Origin of the sequence: Veillonella seminalis (assembly GCF_003992065.1) — a bacterium.
Taxonomy (GTDB): Bacteria; Bacillota; Negativicutes; order Veillonellales; family Veillonellaceae; genus Veillonella_A; species Veillonella_A seminalis.
This window is the reverse complement of record NZ_RQUZ01000002.1, coordinates 124,175-138,604: the sequence shown is the minus strand read 5'-3', so window position 1 is coordinate 138,604 and position 14,430 is coordinate 124,175. Positions and strand designations below refer to the sequence as shown.

Annotated in this window: 23 protein-coding genes; all 23 read left to right on the top strand. The window is 39.8% G+C overall.

The genetic code is table 11. The annotated features are described in order from the left end of the window. Positions 1 to 288 precede the first annotated feature (288 nt). Entirely contained in the window at positions 289 to 1,029 is a 741-nt protein-coding gene (locus EO126_RS02205; protein WP_127007297.1) for a rolling circle replication-associated protein, read from the top strand. Next, positions 1,022 to 1,210 (top strand): hypothetical protein, encoded by a 189-nt coding sequence (locus EO126_RS02200; protein WP_127007295.1) that lies wholly within the window; start codon positions 1,022 to 1,024, stop codon positions 1,208 to 1,210. The genes EO126_RS02205 and EO126_RS02200 overlap by 8 nt, the downstream gene beginning before the upstream one ends. Further along, the gene (locus tag EO126_RS02195) at positions 1,207 to 1,596 is read left to right on the top strand and encodes a single-stranded DNA-binding protein (RefSeq protein WP_127007293.1); all 390 of its coding nucleotides are present in this window, start codon (positions 1,207 to 1,209) and stop codon (positions 1,594 to 1,596) included. Before EO126_RS02200 ends, EO126_RS02195 begins: the two co-directional genes overlap by 4 nt. Before the next feature lie 80 nt (positions 1,597 to 1,676). Beyond that, positions 1,677 to 1,919 carry a hypothetical protein gene (locus EO126_RS02190; RefSeq protein ID WP_127007291.1) on the top strand — a complete coding sequence of 81 codons (243 nt, stop codon included), beginning with the start codon at positions 1,677 to 1,679 and terminating at the stop codon, positions 1,917 to 1,919. Continuing rightward, on the top strand, positions 1,897 to 2,103 hold the full coding sequence (locus EO126_RS11160) for a Lar family restriction alleviation protein (RefSeq protein WP_127007289.1): 207 nt from the start codon (positions 1,897 to 1,899) through the stop codon (positions 2,101 to 2,103). Before EO126_RS02190 ends, EO126_RS11160 begins: the two co-directional genes overlap by 23 nt. Then, complete coding sequence (locus tag EO126_RS02180) at positions 2,096 to 2,638, top strand: hypothetical protein (RefSeq protein WP_127007287.1); 543 nt, start codon at positions 2,096 to 2,098, stop codon at positions 2,636 to 2,638. Before EO126_RS11160 ends, EO126_RS02180 begins: the two co-directional genes overlap by 8 nt. Further along, positions 2,635 to 3,012, top strand: a complete 378-nt coding sequence (locus tag EO126_RS02175; RefSeq protein WP_021842581.1) for a DUF4406 domain-containing protein — start codon at positions 2,635 to 2,637, stop codon at positions 3,010 to 3,012. The genes EO126_RS02180 and EO126_RS02175 overlap by 4 nt, the downstream gene beginning before the upstream one ends. Before the next feature lie 25 nt (positions 3,013 to 3,037). Then, complete coding sequence (locus EO126_RS02170; protein ID WP_127007285.1) at positions 3,038 to 3,451, top strand: hypothetical protein; 414 nt, start codon at positions 3,038 to 3,040, stop codon at positions 3,449 to 3,451. Beyond that, positions 3,452 to 3,799 carry a hypothetical protein gene (locus tag EO126_RS02165; protein ID WP_127007283.1) on the top strand — a complete coding sequence of 116 codons (348 nt, stop codon included), beginning with the start codon at positions 3,452 to 3,454 and terminating at the stop codon, positions 3,797 to 3,799. It abuts the gene before it with no gap. Between the two features lie 29 nt (positions 3,800 to 3,828). Continuing rightward, a complete protein-coding gene (locus tag EO126_RS02160) occupies positions 3,829 to 4,095 on the top strand; it encodes a hypothetical protein (protein WP_127007281.1) in 267 nt (88 codons plus the stop codon). 5 nt (positions 4,096 to 4,100) lie between these two features. Next, complete coding sequence (locus EO126_RS02155) at positions 4,101 to 4,355, top strand: hypothetical protein (protein WP_127007279.1); 255 nt, start codon at positions 4,101 to 4,103, stop codon at positions 4,353 to 4,355. Next, on the top strand, positions 4,352 to 5,137 hold the full coding sequence (locus EO126_RS02150) for an HNH endonuclease signature motif containing protein (RefSeq protein WP_127007277.1): 786 nt from the start codon (positions 4,352 to 4,354) through the stop codon (positions 5,135 to 5,137). Before EO126_RS02155 ends, EO126_RS02150 begins: the two co-directional genes overlap by 4 nt. Positions 5,138 to 5,545: 408 nt before the next feature. Next, entirely contained in the window at positions 5,546 to 6,058 is a 513-nt protein-coding gene (locus tag EO126_RS02145) for a hypothetical protein (RefSeq protein WP_127007275.1), read from the top strand. Positions 6,059 to 6,503: 445 nt separating this feature from the next. After that, positions 6,504 to 7,031: a hypothetical protein gene (locus EO126_RS02140; protein ID WP_127007273.1), complete on the top strand. Its 528-nt coding sequence runs from the start codon at positions 6,504 to 6,506 to the stop codon at positions 7,029 to 7,031. After that, positions 6,973 to 8,826 (top strand): terminase gpA endonuclease subunit, encoded by a 1,854-nt coding sequence (locus EO126_RS02135; RefSeq protein WP_127007271.1) that lies wholly within the window; start codon positions 6,973 to 6,975, stop codon positions 8,824 to 8,826. The genes EO126_RS02140 and EO126_RS02135 overlap by 59 nt, the downstream gene beginning before the upstream one ends. Position 8,827: 1 nt before the next feature. Further along, positions 8,828 to 9,043, top strand: a complete 216-nt coding sequence (locus tag EO126_RS02130; protein ID WP_127007269.1) for a hypothetical protein — start codon at positions 8,828 to 8,830, stop codon at positions 9,041 to 9,043. Positions 9,044 to 9,046: 3 nt separating this feature from the next. After that, positions 9,047 to 10,570: a phage portal protein gene (locus EO126_RS02125; RefSeq protein WP_127007267.1), complete on the top strand. Its 1,524-nt coding sequence runs from the start codon at positions 9,047 to 9,049 to the stop codon at positions 10,568 to 10,570. Next, positions 10,512 to 12,401: a prohead protease/major capsid protein fusion protein gene (locus EO126_RS02120; protein ID WP_164726690.1), complete on the top strand. Its 1,890-nt coding sequence runs from the start codon at positions 10,512 to 10,514 to the stop codon at positions 12,399 to 12,401. Before EO126_RS02125 ends, EO126_RS02120 begins: the two co-directional genes overlap by 59 nt. A gap of 13 nt (positions 12,402 to 12,414) precedes the next feature. Then, positions 12,415 to 12,738 carry a DUF2190 family protein gene (locus EO126_RS02115; RefSeq protein ID WP_127007263.1) on the top strand — a complete coding sequence of 108 codons (324 nt, stop codon included), beginning with the start codon at positions 12,415 to 12,417 and terminating at the stop codon, positions 12,736 to 12,738. Then, a complete protein-coding gene (locus EO126_RS02110) occupies positions 12,731 to 13,054 on the top strand; it encodes a hypothetical protein (protein WP_127007261.1) in 324 nt (107 codons plus the stop codon). The genes EO126_RS02115 and EO126_RS02110 overlap by 8 nt, the downstream gene beginning before the upstream one ends. After that, on the top strand, positions 13,051 to 13,662 hold the full coding sequence (locus EO126_RS02105; protein ID WP_127007259.1) for an HK97 gp10 family phage protein: 612 nt from the start codon (positions 13,051 to 13,053) through the stop codon (positions 13,660 to 13,662). The genes EO126_RS02110 and EO126_RS02105 overlap by 4 nt, the downstream gene beginning before the upstream one ends. Next, entirely contained in the window at positions 13,662 to 14,162 is a 501-nt protein-coding gene (locus EO126_RS02100; protein ID WP_127007258.1) for a hypothetical protein, read from the top strand. Before EO126_RS02105 ends, EO126_RS02100 begins: the two co-directional genes overlap by 1 nt. Beyond that, positions 14,143 to 14,430 (top strand): hypothetical protein, encoded by a 288-nt coding sequence (locus tag EO126_RS02095; protein ID WP_127007256.1) that lies wholly within the window; start codon positions 14,143 to 14,145, stop codon positions 14,428 to 14,430. The genes EO126_RS02100 and EO126_RS02095 overlap by 20 nt, the downstream gene beginning before the upstream one ends.

The window sequence follows — 14,430 nt, the reverse complement described above, 5'->3', positions numbered from 1 at the left end:
CTATGAAAATGGACGATGCAGCCATCAAGAAGTAATCTGTGGCCAGGCACATTGTACATATAAAGACACACCGGAGCAAGCAAGGGCAAAAGCAATGGAAATTTTAGCAAAAATAAAAGGACTACCACCGTAGTGATAGTCCTTATGCGTTACAAAAGTGATGTAACAAAATCTGACACTTTTATTATATCACAATGGACGCAAAAAGTCAGTATTTAACAGTGTTTAGGCACTGTTTAATGACTTGATACTACACATTAACAAGTCGTTCAAGGTGATGTGATATTTATGCGTAAAAGGAAAATTATTAAAAGTAAAAATATGACTGAAATATATGACAGTTTATTCATACGGTCATATCAGGGCAATGGAAAGAAACCAAGATTGCCTAGAAGAAAACCAACAGCCGAAGAAGTAAAGAAAAATAACTTACGCATGGCCAAGGCAAAATTAAGAATGCTAATAGATAATAATTTCCGAGAAGATGATTATTATTTGACTCTAACATTCAAAAGAGAATTGGCACCGGAAGAAAGCAAAAAGGCAATACAGAAATTTGTAAGAGATTTACGGAAACAATACAAAAAAACTGAAAAGGAATTAAAGTACATTTATATTGCTGAAGAAAAAGGCCGATTGCATTTCCATATGCTAGTTAATAGAGAGATTGAGCTAACAACGGCCTTGATGCGGAAATTATGGCCACATGGATTTACAGAAATTAAATATTATCGGGGCGGTGCAGAAGATGCAATTAAAATGGCTGAATATTTTACCAAGGAGCGAACAATAAATGATGATAAAAATGATGAACCAAGAGTATTCAAGAGAACATGGGTAAAAAGTAATAATGTGCATCCGCCGGAAGCAAAAGTAAAAATATTAAAAGCTACAGAATGGAAACGTGAAGTGACTATTCCACAGGGATATTACTTAGATAAAGATAGTTATTATGAAGGCATTAATAATGCCGGTTATCCATTTAGATTTTATAGATTAATCAAAATTAGGGGGCCGATGATTGAATAGTAGGAAGAAACAAAGGCAAAAAGCATTTAAGCTGCTGCCATTTTACCGGAAGGTAGATTATGGAAGTGTTGAATTAGCGGATTGGGTAACAAGGGCTGCTGAAAGAGTAAAGCAAAAGGAAATTGAAGTACAAGCAGCAATTAGAAGGATAGTTAAGATCATTGAAAGGAGCGGACTATGAATTCAGTTCAGATTTTAGGCAATTTAGCACGTGATCCGGAGGTACGTTTTACGAAAACCGGAAGAGCCGTAGCAACATTTACAGTGGCTGCTAGTGATGAGTATGTAAACTCCGCTACGGGAGAGGTTAAGCAGCAGACGGCCTATATTCAGTGTGTAGCCTGGGGCAAGAAAGGTGAATTGGCTGGAAACTTACGGAAAGGCGATCAAGTATTTGTGGAAGGCAGATTAAATACACGCTCCTATGAAACGCATGATGGCCAGAAGAGATATATCACGGAAGTGGTTGCAAATATGGTAGGCGTTTCTCTTGGTGAGACTATGAGCGAGAGTAATTTTGATTCATTTAGCAATACGCAGTCAGGTAATGAAGAAATTCCCTTCTAAAGGCAATGAAGTGAAGGCTGCATTGCCAAAATCAACACATAAACGGAAAAGGGCATTAGAAAAAGCAAAGAAGGATAGATATGGCCAGAAAAAAAGATGAGTATTTAAGAGCAAAGACATGCGAGCACGGAATCAAACTAACTAGATTAGGTGGCTTGTTTGTAAAACAGAGTTGTGAGAATAAAGAAACGCTAATGTTGCCGGTGCAACAATCCACAGGGAAAACGGTGAAGAGAAAATATATTGCAGCCAAACGATGCAATACCTGTCCGCATTATAAAAGAGAAAAGAGGAAAATGAATGGCACCCAAAATGCAGGATAAGAATTTGGATCCATGTCCATTTTGTGGCTCTGATGCGGTGAGAGTTGTACAAGGCATTGGAGCCGGATTTAATCAGCCAATGGTACTGTGTGCAGATTGTGGAGTCACAGTATCATTCCATGAGGCATTTACCTATATTGAATTAATGGATTGTTGGAATAGGAGAGGTGATCAGAATGATTAAGATAACAAGCATCAAAATTAGTGGGGGATATTATATGTTCCAGTATGCAAAGGAAATAGAAGGTGGCGGAACTGAATATTATTCCTTGGAATCAAAAGATAAACCAAGACCGGAATTAATCACCGCCTTTTTAAGATTAAAAGAACTATTACTTGAAAAGTTTAACACTTTAAAATTCGGTGCAAAATATGTAACCGTATTCGCCGTTAGAATTAAATACGGTGGAAAGAACTGCAGCAAAGATAAAATGTCTGAATATAAATTATCAGGAAGAGTGGACAATAAAGAAAGCACTACTTGTAGGCTCGAAACGCAGTCAATCAAAATTGGCTTGAAGAAAGAAGAATTGGCTAATGAGATATTACAGAACCTTGTGATTGAGGGGATGTTATATATCGAAGGGAAAAGAGCACAGGAAAGCTTATTTGAAGAACAGCCGGAACGAATTTCGGAGCCTGATGCGGAAGAAGATGAATTTAATGAAGATTTTATTGCTGCCGCTGATGCGGATGGCAGACAAGGAGCAATCCAATGAAGAAATTAGTGTACGTTGCCCATCCTTTTGGTGGGCTAATCAAAAATCAAAAGAAAATAGACAAAATTATGGAAGAGTTGGTATTTACTGATGATAAGAACGTATACGTATCTCCTATCCATAATTATGGATTTGCATACTTGGAAGGCGATGAATATCAACGAGGATTGGATGTATGCTTAGAGCTTTTGAAAAAATGTGACATATTAGTAATTTGCCCTGGCTGGGAACGCAGTAGAGGATGCAAAGAAGAAGTTAAAACAGCAATTGATAATAATATTCCAGTTGTTTTTTTAGGAAACTGGAAAAATGAATTTTTCGTAGATTCAGAAGTTGAAGAACACTATTATGATTTTGTAACGCAGAAAGAGTAAAAGGCTGCATGATGCGGAGGCTAAAATGTTACCAATAAAAGAACGAGCTCGAATATTAGTAGACCAAATGAAAGTTAATGGAATTGGAGAAACTGAACTACCAGATAACAAAGCTGTATTTATTTATGGTGTTATTCCCAAGGAAAATAAATTAACTAATATAGAAGTCAAAGTAAATTATGATCCTGAATTGATTGAAAGACTTTGGAATGGGGGCATTGGAATGGAATTACCTAAAAGTTTAAGAGTTATCAAAAGTAAGGATGCCTTGATCCTTTACAACAAGAGCCCTAAAAAGAAAGTAGTCGTAAAAAGAAATCCGAATGATGCGGACGATTTAGAAAAGGCCTTGGCCATTGCTGTATTAAAGTGGTTTGGATTTAGTTACGGAAAATTAAATAAATTGAAGAAAAAAGTAATTACGGAAAAGGGAGAATAAATGAATACATGGACTTTAAAAACTCCTTTTTTCACGATGCAAGGAGCATCACGTAGATGTTTAAACTGGAGTAAAGCAATTGAAATAATTAGGAAAAACTATAAGACTAATATGCTTGTTTGGGCCGGCATAAAAGAAGATTGGACAGATACAGCAGGTTTAATATTTAAAGATGGACAATCCGTTGATACCGGTGCAGTTGTCATTGCCAGTCGGATTAACGATGAGCCGGTAATTTTAATCAAACATGAAGATGGAACTTGGTTAGGAGAGATCTGCTGGGGCTATGAAAATGAATTGGAATACGTAGGCAATAAATGGCCGCATGAATTATCATTGCGTGATTAATGATTATTGAAAAAAGGAGCTACATAATAATGGAAACTATTGGAGATCGTTTTAGAAGATTAATGGAAGAGCTAGGAATCAATGGAAGTGGAGAGGGTACAATAAATCCGGTAAAAATGAATGTTACGATTAGAATTAAATATAAAAAATGTGAAAAAGATTTTAATAAAATAGTTGATGATTTTAATGAATTATCAAATTCGAACTTGAATGAAAAACTCAAAGAGGAATTATTGCTAGCATATATAAGAAAATATGGCTTAGAAGTATCCACCGAAATAAAAGAGGAGTGTTGATAAAAATGGGAAAGAAAACCTTAGAAGTCTTGAACGATAAACTGTTTGCTCAACTAGATCGCCTTGAAGCGGTTGATTTAAAAGATAGCGATGCTTTGGTGGCCGAAATAAACAGAACACAGGCAACTGTGAATATATCACGAATGGTCGTAGATAATGCAGCATTAATACTACGTGCTCATATGGCAAGGGAAAATGCATTTGGCAGTAACTATGAAATGCCGGATGTATTACAGATTGAAAGCGGCAAAAAAGAATGAGACGGCTGCTTACAAATGAAGAACGAGAATATTTATTGAGCATATGTTATGATTACACCCTTGATGCGGCGACACAACTAATGAATGAGCGATTTGAGAAATTTTGGAAAAAATCACAGATTAAACAGTATTTAAACAATCATAAAATTAAACGTAGTAGGTCGCAAAAAGATAAAAAAGGATATGCATCCAAGATTAAGTTATTAAGCCCGGAAGAAATGGAATATTTCATGAGCAGCCATAAAGGCCGTAACATTAATGAAACAACAGAGCTCATAAATAAAAAATTCAATAGGTCTATAACATATAATCAAATGAAGGCGTTTTTTAAAAACAATGATTTTACCTGTGAGGTTAACACTCAATTTAAAAAGGGGCATGATTCATGGAATAAGGGAAAGAGATTTCCGGGACAGATTAATAGTGGTAGTTTTAAGAAAGGCCATGAACCTCACAATCATAAACCGGTAGGAAGCGAAAGAGTTGATGTAGATGGATACACTTTGGTAAAAGTGGCAGAACCAAATAAATGGCGTATGAAGCATATATTGATTTGGGAAAAGGAGCATGGTCCGGTCCCGAAAACTCATAGTGTACTGTTTTTAGATCAAAATAAGGGAAATTTTAGTTTAGATAACTTGAAGTTGGTAAGTAAGGCAGAGGTGCTATTTTTTAATCAACACGGAGCAAGTCATGTAAAAGAAGTCAATGAAAGCAAGTTGTTAATTGCTAAGGTAAAAGTAAAATTAGGTGAATTGCAGAAAAAACGGAGAAACTTATGACCGCACACAGAATAGATCATACGGAAGCAATTAAAAACAAGATAGTTGAGTTTTTAAAGAGTCAAGGCGAAAAAATTAGTGTTGACAATATTTATAGAACACACATTTGTGGATACAGCACATTAAACGGAGAAATACAGATTGGTAGGCAGATTAAATATAGATTCACCAGTGACTTTAATCCGAAAACGCATGAAGCGGAATTAAGACTATATAGGAAATGCTTAGATTGTAAATGGATAGTGGAGGAAGGGAGAGAGTGATTTTATTGAAATTACTAGATGAGATATTAAGACGCTACTGCAATTTAATTACATGGATTGGTGCAGTGATTATCAGCATACTGTTTTGGTTTGTTTTGTATTTTGGGTATATGGCAATTTTTGATAAATAAATGGAAGGACTTATATGGAGAAAGAAGAAATTATAAGGTTAGCAGCACAAGCAGCCATTGATATTTGGGATAAAAAGAATGAAAGTAAGCAAGATCGAGTAGAGAGACGGTTGAGGGAAAACACCAAGAAGTTATTAAAAGACTACAAGAAATTAAAAGCTCATGTAGAACAGGCTATAGATAACACCTGTAAATCAAAACCAAGTGATTTAAAATTGGTAATTGCAGAGATATTTGATAAGAAGGGATATATCAGAGTGCGATCCATTATGGAGAGCAAAGAACGTACAGAAGTTATGTTGAGTCATATTGATAGAATGTTGGAAGTCTATCAAAAAGAATGCAAAGAAGAAGCGAGCCTAAAGTACGAGTTATTAAGACTGTACTATATTGAGCATAAGACTGAAGCGGAAATATTATCTACGCAACCGGTAGGACGTACTATATTTTATGACAAGCTACGTGAAGCGGTCGATGATATGACGCTGTTAATCTGGGGTTTCTCCGGAACCTATATCAATGCTTGATTTGCGGACTAATTGCGGACTGACACCAAAGTAAAAACATGATAACATAGTAGTGTGTAATAAAAGGTATCAGCATAAGCTGATGCCTTTTTTGTTTGTCAAAATAGATTGGGCGTGATGGTGATGACTGATGTGCATTGCAATAAGCGGCGGTGCCTGAATAACCGGCACGGCTGGTGCAAGGCTAAGGCCATCAGCATTGATGGAATGTGTAGGACATTCGCTGATAGCAAGACGCTAGTTAAGCATCGTTGTGCCAGAGTGAGACGAGAGCATGGGAGATATGTGGCCGATGATAGAAAAGTATACAAGTAATGGAGTCGCTTCCAAAATTCAAGGTACTTTCCAGGGCTATCCACCCTTGCGGGTGCTTGCGAGCCCGAAAAGTCACTCAAAAAATTTGTAGAAATCAAGGTAACCAATAGAGCAAAGGGGGTGTTTACTAGTGGAGGACATGAACAAGTTTTTTCGTATGAACGAAGGACGAATTTTAGCGAGCACACAAGCGATTGCCAGACTTTTAGCCGTTGATAAAAAAACGGTCGCTGTATGGGCTAAAAAAGGTCTGCCACGAGTAACCACCGGCTGGTATGATCTTCAAGGCTGTTTGGAGTTTAAAAATATCAAAAATTCAGAGCATGGGGAAAGTCTGGAACAGCAAAAATTGAAAGCCGATTTACGCTACCGGGAAGCCCGTGCAGATAATGAAGAACTTAAACAAAAGGCTGCCATTGGCGAGTATATTGCCGTTGCCGAAATTGAAGAACGGCTGAAGGAAACCTTTGCTCAGGTAAAAACAACATTACTGGCCATTGGTCAAAAAACCATGGCCGATATATATAATCAGTATCCAGAAGTAGCGTTTGACGTAAAGCATACCGTGGAACGTGAAATTGAAAGGGGGTTAGCTCAACTTGCGACAGGAGCCAAGCAGACAGCAAGCGGAAGATATAGTAAGGCAAAATCTAAGTAATGCCGTATTAAGGGCATTAGCTATATTTACGCCGCCGGAACGGCTGACGGTTTCTGAATGGGCGGATAAATACCGTGTAATGAGTTCGCAGGAGACTAGCCGGCCGGGCATGTGGGATACAAACAACGTACCCTATATGAAATTTATAATGGACTGCTTTAATAAGGATGAAATTGAACAGATTGTGTGGCTGAAGTGTACGCAGATTGGCGGAACCGAAGCCATGCTTAACATGGTGGGTTACACTATCAGCCAAAATCCAAGCCGGATCATGTATGTGCTGCCGGATGATAATTTGATAGAACAATTTAGCGAATTACGACTGCAGCGGATGATTGGCAATTGCCCTACGTTGGCTGAAAAAGTAGATAGTAGAAATAGTGTGGATTTGATTAAATATCAAGGCGGTTTCTTGGTGTTTGCATCAAGCCGATCTCCTAGTGCATTGGCCTCATGGTCAGTGCCTATTTTGTTTTTAGACGAAATAGACAAGTTTCCTATTTTCGCCGGCAAAGAAGCCAGCCCAATCAAGTTAGCCAGTGAACGATTGAAGAACTGGCCAATTCGTAAAATGTTTATGTGTTCTACCCCTACTCTCAAAACCGGGAACATTTACACCGCCTATGAAGCAGCTGATGTGCGGTATAGATATTATGTACCTTGTCCGCATTGCGGAAAATTGCAAACGCTGGAGTTTGGCGGTATCAAATGGCCAAAAAATGAAGAAGGCCATTCCGATGTTACTACTGTTAGATATTCCGCTTATTATGAGTGCACCTATTGTGGTGGCCGTATTGATGATCGCCATAAGATGCAAATGCTGAAGCAAGGTAAGTGGATTGCAGAAAACCAAGTTGCCGGTATTGTCAGTAAGGTTGGATTTAGCATTAGCAGTTTGTATAGTCCGTGGGTCACATTTGGACGAATAGCCAGTGAATTTTTATCATCCAAAGATAATCCTACCGATTTACAAAACTTTGTAAATTCTTGGTTGGGCGAGCCATGGGAAAATAAAGCAGATACGCTTGATGCGGACATTGTATTGTCTAAAGAAAGTGATTTGGATGAAGGGGTTGTGCCGGAGTGGGCTCAATTACTTACGGCCGGTGTTGACGTGCAGAAAAATGGATACTATTGGACTATCAGAGCATGGGGCTACCGAATTACAAGCCAGAACATTGCTCATGGTTATTGTGAAACATTGGAAGAAATCGAAGAAATCATGAACCGGCATTACCCGGATAGTGATGGCGAACTCCGGTGGCAGGTGCAGTTATGTGCCATTGACTCCGGTTACAAAACTGACGAAATATACGAATTTTGCTTATATAACGGCGATTGGGCAGTACCGGTTAAAGGTGCTGCTAACAGTCAAAAGATAGCAAGGTACACTCGTAGCAATATTGATGCCTCCGGTAAATCATGGAATGGACAAGGGGTGTATGTGATTAATACGGATCAATACAAGGATTTTATCTATGCACATTTAAGAAGGCCACTCGGTGAAGGCTGCTGGATGGTCTATAACGGATGTGATAGACGGTATGCAGAAATGATTACAGCGGAACACAAGATTGAAACGATTAAGAATAATCGGCGTGTGGCCTCTTGGGTGCCTAAATCTTCCGGAATAGACAATCACTATTTAGATACTGAAGTTTATGCAGCCCTTGCAGCGGATTTGTTATCAGTAAGGTATCTCGGTGAACAAGTACAAATAAATAATACAAGTGCCCAGCATCAAGGGCGTAAGCAATCAAACGATGAATTTGGTGATGATTGGTTAGGAGTATGATATGGATTTACAAGAATTGAAAAAACAATTAGCATCCATCAATGAGGCAATTAGCAATATTGAAAGTGGTGCACAAGAATACCGGTTATCCTCGGATACGATGGTTAGGCGTGGCGATTTGGCCACGTTATATAAAGAACGGCGAAGATTGATGGCCGATATCGCTATGGTTGAAAATGGCGGCGGTGCCTTTGTTGCGGCTTATATGAGAGGGTAAACTATGAACATTTTAGACAAGGCCATTGCTTGGTTTAGCCCTCAATGGGCGTACGAACGGCAAGCATGGCGGAATGGGTTATCAAATACCTACAAGGCAGGCAAAAATAATAACAGTAGTTTAGGGTGGCTCCCTACGAACGGCAAGGCTGAACAAGTTAATACGCCGGCAAGAAGTATTATTCGGGCTAAGGCAAGAGACATGGAGCGTAATAGTGATATATTAGGCTCTATTTTAATTGCCTTTGAAAATAATGTTGTTGGCACCGGATTTACATTGCGGATGAAAACCGAGGATGAGAAGCTTAATAATCAAATCGAAAAATTATTTGCTGAGTGGAGCAAGCCTAAGAATTGTGATATTACCGGCATGCAGAGTTTTGATGAATTATGTGCTATGGCCTTACGGCGAATGCGTGTAGATGGAGGTATTTTGCTTCTTAAATGTAATACCGGCTCTAAGCGATTTCCATTCCAGTTGCAGGCAAAAGAAGTTGATGATCTTGATGAAACACTAATTACTAAGCCGGGGCAATATACGATTATTAATGGTGTAGAAGTCAACGAAAATCAAAAGCCAATGGCGTATCACTTACTGTCAACGAGCCCGGATGGATGGACGCTACCACAAAGTAAAAGAATTGAAGCGAATCGAGTGATTGCATTGTGGCAAAAAGAATTGCCGTCACAAATCCGTGAAATGCCACCGCTGGCTAAGGCGATTGAACGAGTCAATGATATGGAAGAATACATGGATACAATATCGATTAAGGAAAAAATCTTAGCATGTATCTCTGCATTTATTAAGCGTGCCTTGCCTATGGGGGCCGTGGGGCGATCCATGAACCAGAATCCGCCGGAAGGTAAAGACTATGATCCGGCTACCGGCTACACTCGAAGCCGAATATCTCCGGGCATGATCATGGAATTACAACCGGGGGATGATGTAGCATCGGTTATTCCGGCCGGACAAGCAAGCAACACAAAAGAAATGGTATCACAATATATCCGTGCTATTGGTTCTGGCCAAGGGCTTAGTTATGAGGCCACAAGCCGTGACATGAGCCAGGTTAATTATTCGAGTGCCCGGCAAGGACTTATTACGGACACGCAACTATACAAACGCCTGCAGCGTTTTATGATAAATCACATGCTTAACGATGTATTCGAGGCTTTTCTAGATAGTTTGGTTTTGGCTGGAACGGTCAAAATTAAAGACTATTGGGAAAACCGGGAAGAATATATCAATGCATGTGCTTGGAGTATGCCGGGACAGCCGTGGATTGATCCATTGAAGGAAGCCAATGCAAACCGTATTGCATTAAAGACTGGCCAAGATACGTTGGCCAACATCTGTGCCAATAAAGGTTTGGATTGGAAAGATGTGATGGAACAACGTGCAGCGGAACTGGCGTACATTAAAAAGCTGGAGGCTGAGTATGGTATCAAAATGGAAGGAGGAAATAATAATGCCACAGCAACAGGGCAACAGGAGTCAAGCAACTCGACAAATGCAGTTGAATCGTGATGCGGTAAACGAAGAAACACGAACTGTCAGATTGTCATTTGCATCCGAAGAGCCATATCAACGGTGGTTCGGGGCAGAAATTTTGCATTGTGCTCCTGAAGCGATTAACCTGCAGCGTTTTAATAGCGGATTAGGTTGTTTATTGTATAACCATAATCGGGATCAAGTTATTGGCCACATTGAAGCAGTAGAGATTACGGACAATAAGGCTTATGCAGATGTACGGTTTGATGCGGATGAACAATCTAACATTATCTACGAAAAGGTAAAAAGCGGAACATTGCAAGGTGTATCCGTTGGTTATCGAGTAGATAGCTGGGAAGATATAGAAGCAGGTAAGCAATCGGCAACTATGCCGGGGGTGACGGGACCGGCAAGCATTGCAAGGCGTTGGGAACCGTTAGAAATTAGCATCGTATCTGTTCCGGCCGATGCGACTGTAGGCGTAGGCCGCAGTGAAGAGGAATTTGTAATTAATGAGGAGGAAGAAAAAGTTATGCCAGGAAAAAATCATGAAGTAGATAATGTGCGTACAGAAGTAGCACAACCGGTGCTTGCACCAGTAGTAAATGAAGAAGAAATTCGTGCAGCAGCTGCAGAAGCAGAACGCACACGTGCTGCAGATATTACAGCATTATGCCGTAATTTTGACATTAATGCCGATGAATATATTCGCAGTGGTGCAACCGTGGCATCGGTACAAACTGCAGTATTAAATAAGTTAGCTGAAGAACGTGCGGCAGTGCCTAGCAATATGGCAGAAATTCGCCAGGGGGCTCAAGAAGCCGATAAGATTCGTGAAGCGGTATCTGATTCCATCTTAATGCGTGGCGGTATCAGTGTAGTAAATCCGGCAGAAGGTGCCATGCAGTATCGTGGTATGCGTTTACGTGAATTGATGATTGATACTCTTGAACGTGAGGGCAAAGCTAATGCACGCTATATGGATGATGCCGATTTAATTCGTGCTGCGTTAACCGGTACCGGTGCATTCCCGAATATTATGGCATCCACCGTCAATAAAGCTGCAGCTACAGCATATCAAGCGGCACCAACAACATTTGAACAATTTACTTCTGTAGGAAGTCTTTCTGATTTCAAACCAACTAAAGCCGTACAAATTTCTGAGGCTGGTGAATTGGTTGAAATCAAAGAAAATGGCGAGTTTAAATATGATGAGTTGACGGATGCCGGTGTAGATAAAGTGTTGCTTACATTTGGCCGTAGCTTTGGCCTTACTCGCCAAGCAATTATCAATGATGATTTAGGTATGCTTACTAAGATTCCACGATCTTATGCAGCTGCCGCACGCCGTGGCATTAACCGTTTGGTATATAAAGTATTAAGCGACAGTAAATTATATGACACTAAAAAAGGCAATTTGGGTAGTGCATCCGATCTCACTGTAGAAGCATTATCTGAAGGCCGCCGTGCAATGCGTGTACAAAAGAACATCCGTAACAAAGAAACGTTGGGGATTGCTCCTAAGTATTTGATTGTGCCGGCTGCACTGGAAACAAAAGCATATCAGTTAATTCATTCTATGGCTGATCCTAGTCAATCGAACGCAGCGGTTGTAAATCCGTTTGCATCCTCTCTTACCATTGTTACTGATGCGGAATTAGATGCAATTAGTGAAACTGCTTGGTATTTAGCAGCAGCTCCAGGCTTAGGTGTGGATACTATCGAAGTATCTTATCTCAATGGTAAAAATGCTCCTACGATTGAATCTCGTGTAGCGTGGGATACATTAGGCATGGAATATCGTATTTATATGGATTATGGCGTACAGGCCTTAGATCACAAAGGTTTGTATAAAAGTGCAGAATAAGGAGGATTAAATTATGGCAACGTATATTAACAAAGGGGAGACTGTAACAATTACAGCAACGGAAGCCGTTGCATATGGCAATGTAGTAGCATTTGCGACTCGTATCGGGGTGGCGTTGGAAAATATTCCGGCTGGCGGTTCCGGTACAGTAGGTATTGCCGGTGTATATGAAATTCAGGCTAAGGCCTCCGATAAAATGGCAGTTGGTGATGCAGTATATTGGTCTAAAACAAACAAAGAAATTACAATCACAGCCGATGGTAATACTCCGGCCGGTATTGCAGTTAGTGATAAAGCCGCCGCAACAGCCGGTGTTGTAGCGGTTAAAATTGGCTAGCTGTTTACGCAATCAGATTAAGCGAGATATTGATAATGTATTATTTTCCGATTTTGGCGAAATGCATATCATTGATGATAAAGAAGTCTTGGCCATTGTTGAAAAGAATACAAGTAAGTTATTAAATGATCGCTTCAGGCAAGGCTTTGATGGCAGCTATGAGGTGTACTTATATGTTCACGCCAAAGTAAGAGATTTGGTAAGATTGCCGGTAGAAGGTGATTATTGCAGAGTCGATGGGCTAACATATAGTGTTATATCGGCCACAGATGATTGCGGATTAGCCATCTTGATCTTAGGAAGTGATGTAGGATGATACTCATTGATACATCTGAAATCAAAGCATTGGAAAAGAAGTTAGAAAATATACCCAATGGGGCCATTAAGGTGTTACGCCGTACGATTAATGAGACTGCAAAACGTTCAGGAAAAACGGTATCCGATGCAATTAAGGACAACTACAATTATATCGGCAAGGTGGGCCTGATTAAGAAGTCGATTAAAGTTACGAAACCGGATACCGGAGAGGATATATCAGCCACGATTAATGTGACGAGCGGTGCACAGCCATTACGAGACTTTGCTCATAGCCCTAAAAAAATGACGTTTGGACGAGGTCGTATATTGACGGCTAATGTAAAAAATGGCGGTAATGCATTGCCGGGAGCATTCAAAACTGTCATGACAAATGGCCACATTGGGATTTATAAGCGTTTGCCCGGTAAATATATGAAAAGGGTAAATAAAATAGGCGTATTCAAAGGAATGCAAAGGCGAGCAGCCATTGATCAATTATTTGGGCCGTCTATTGCGGCAATGGCAGGTAGTGATGAATCACGAGAAACCATTGAAAAGGACATCAAGGAAACATTTGATAAACGCTTAGATCATAACGTAGAACAGATATTGGCAGGTGATAAGTAATGCTTACCCCTCTTGCTTTATCCGATGCCTTAAAAAAAGAGATAGAGAGTGCCTTAACTGGGTACTCTCTACCTATTAGGGTGGATGGCGTAGAAAATAAGGTAACGGTATATCAGCAGTTTATACCGATTGAAGAAAAGAACAATCGCCGTAACGATAATTTGGATGATAGCTTGTACCCTTATGTGTTAATTAAATTAACCGATGGACAAGACGGAAAACCAAATCAAGGTGGTATCTGTAGAGGCTATATCGCATTTGGCACTTACGATACGAATACCGATGAATGTTGGCGTGACTTGTTTAATTTAATAGAACATGTAAGACAGCACCTGGATAAGATTAGATTTTTATCCGGGTGTTTTGTTTTAGCTGAGCCTTTTAAGTGGGAAGTACCGGAGCAACAAGGGGTAAATCACATGGAAGGGTTGATGTATTTTAGCTATGAAATTGGTAAGCCAGTACCGGAGGTGAATTGGGATGGCGAAGATTTTGAATGAGGTTAAGCCGGAAGTAGTAATGGAGCCGGGCCCGGTAGTGGAAAAGCAACCGGAAGCGGCTAATTATATTTACATTGGTCCGACTCAACCGGGATATAAATTGGTAAAAAATGCGGTGTATTTTGGTGGTGTGCCAGATTATATTGAAGCGGAATTAAATGAAAAGCCGTACTTACGGCGTTTAATTGTAAAGACTGCTGATTATGCGGATAAAGTGCAAAAAATGCACACTAAAGGCACACCGGAATATGATGCGGCCAACCGTTAA

What these genes read in the sequence shown, in the direction of transcription:
- EO126_RS02145 (WP_127007275.1), top strand. Translation starts at nt 5,546, where the DNA reads ATGGAGAAAGAAGAAATTATAAGGTTAGCAGCACAAGCAGCCATTGAT.
- EO126_RS02170 (WP_127007285.1), top strand. Translation starts at nt 3,038, where the DNA reads ATGTTACCAATAAAAGAACGAGCTCGAATATTAGTAGACCAAATGAAA.
- EO126_RS02100 (WP_127007258.1), top strand. Translation starts at nt 13,662, where the DNA reads ATGCTTACCCCTCTTGCTTTATCCGATGCCTTAAAAAAAGAGATAGAG.
- EO126_RS11160 (WP_127007289.1), top strand. Translation starts at nt 1,897, where the DNA reads ATGGCACCCAAAATGCAGGATAAGAATTTGGATCCATGTCCATTTTGT.
- EO126_RS02115 (WP_127007263.1), top strand. Translation starts at nt 12,415, where the DNA reads ATGGCAACGTATATTAACAAAGGGGAGACTGTAACAATTACAGCAACG.
- EO126_RS02120 (WP_164726690.1), top strand. Translation starts at nt 10,512, where the DNA reads ATGCCACAGCAACAGGGCAACAGGAGTCAAGCAACTCGACAAATGCAG.
- EO126_RS02150 (WP_127007277.1), top strand. Translation starts at nt 4,352, where the DNA reads ATGAGACGGCTGCTTACAAATGAAGAACGAGAATATTTATTGAGCATA.
- EO126_RS02130 (WP_127007269.1), top strand. Translation starts at nt 8,828, where the DNA reads ATGGATTTACAAGAATTGAAAAAACAATTAGCATCCATCAATGAGGCA.
- EO126_RS02105 (WP_127007259.1), top strand. Translation starts at nt 13,051, where the DNA reads ATGATACTCATTGATACATCTGAAATCAAAGCATTGGAAAAGAAGTTA.
- EO126_RS02190 (WP_127007291.1), top strand. Translation starts at nt 1,677, where the DNA reads ATGGCCAGAAAAAAAGATGAGTATTTAAGAGCAAAGACATGCGAGCAC.
- EO126_RS02180 (WP_127007287.1), top strand. Translation starts at nt 2,096, where the DNA reads ATGATTAAGATAACAAGCATCAAAATTAGTGGGGGATATTATATGTTC.
- EO126_RS02160 (WP_127007281.1), top strand. Translation starts at nt 3,829, where the DNA reads ATGGAAACTATTGGAGATCGTTTTAGAAGATTAATGGAAGAGCTAGGA.
- EO126_RS02205 (WP_127007297.1), top strand. Translation starts at nt 289, where the DNA reads ATGCGTAAAAGGAAAATTATTAAAAGTAAAAATATGACTGAAATATAT.
- EO126_RS02155 (WP_127007279.1), top strand. Translation starts at nt 4,101, where the DNA reads ATGGGAAAGAAAACCTTAGAAGTCTTGAACGATAAACTGTTTGCTCAA.
- EO126_RS02175 (WP_021842581.1), top strand. Translation starts at nt 2,635, where the DNA reads ATGAAGAAATTAGTGTACGTTGCCCATCCTTTTGGTGGGCTAATCAAA.
- EO126_RS02195 (WP_127007293.1), top strand. Translation starts at nt 1,207, where the DNA reads ATGAATTCAGTTCAGATTTTAGGCAATTTAGCACGTGATCCGGAGGTA.
- EO126_RS02095 (WP_127007256.1), top strand. Translation starts at nt 14,143, where the DNA reads ATGGCGAAGATTTTGAATGAGGTTAAGCCGGAAGTAGTAATGGAGCCG.
- EO126_RS02165 (WP_127007283.1), top strand. Translation starts at nt 3,452, where the DNA reads ATGAATACATGGACTTTAAAAACTCCTTTTTTCACGATGCAAGGAGCA.
- EO126_RS02125 (WP_127007267.1), top strand. Translation starts at nt 9,047, where the DNA reads ATGAACATTTTAGACAAGGCCATTGCTTGGTTTAGCCCTCAATGGGCG.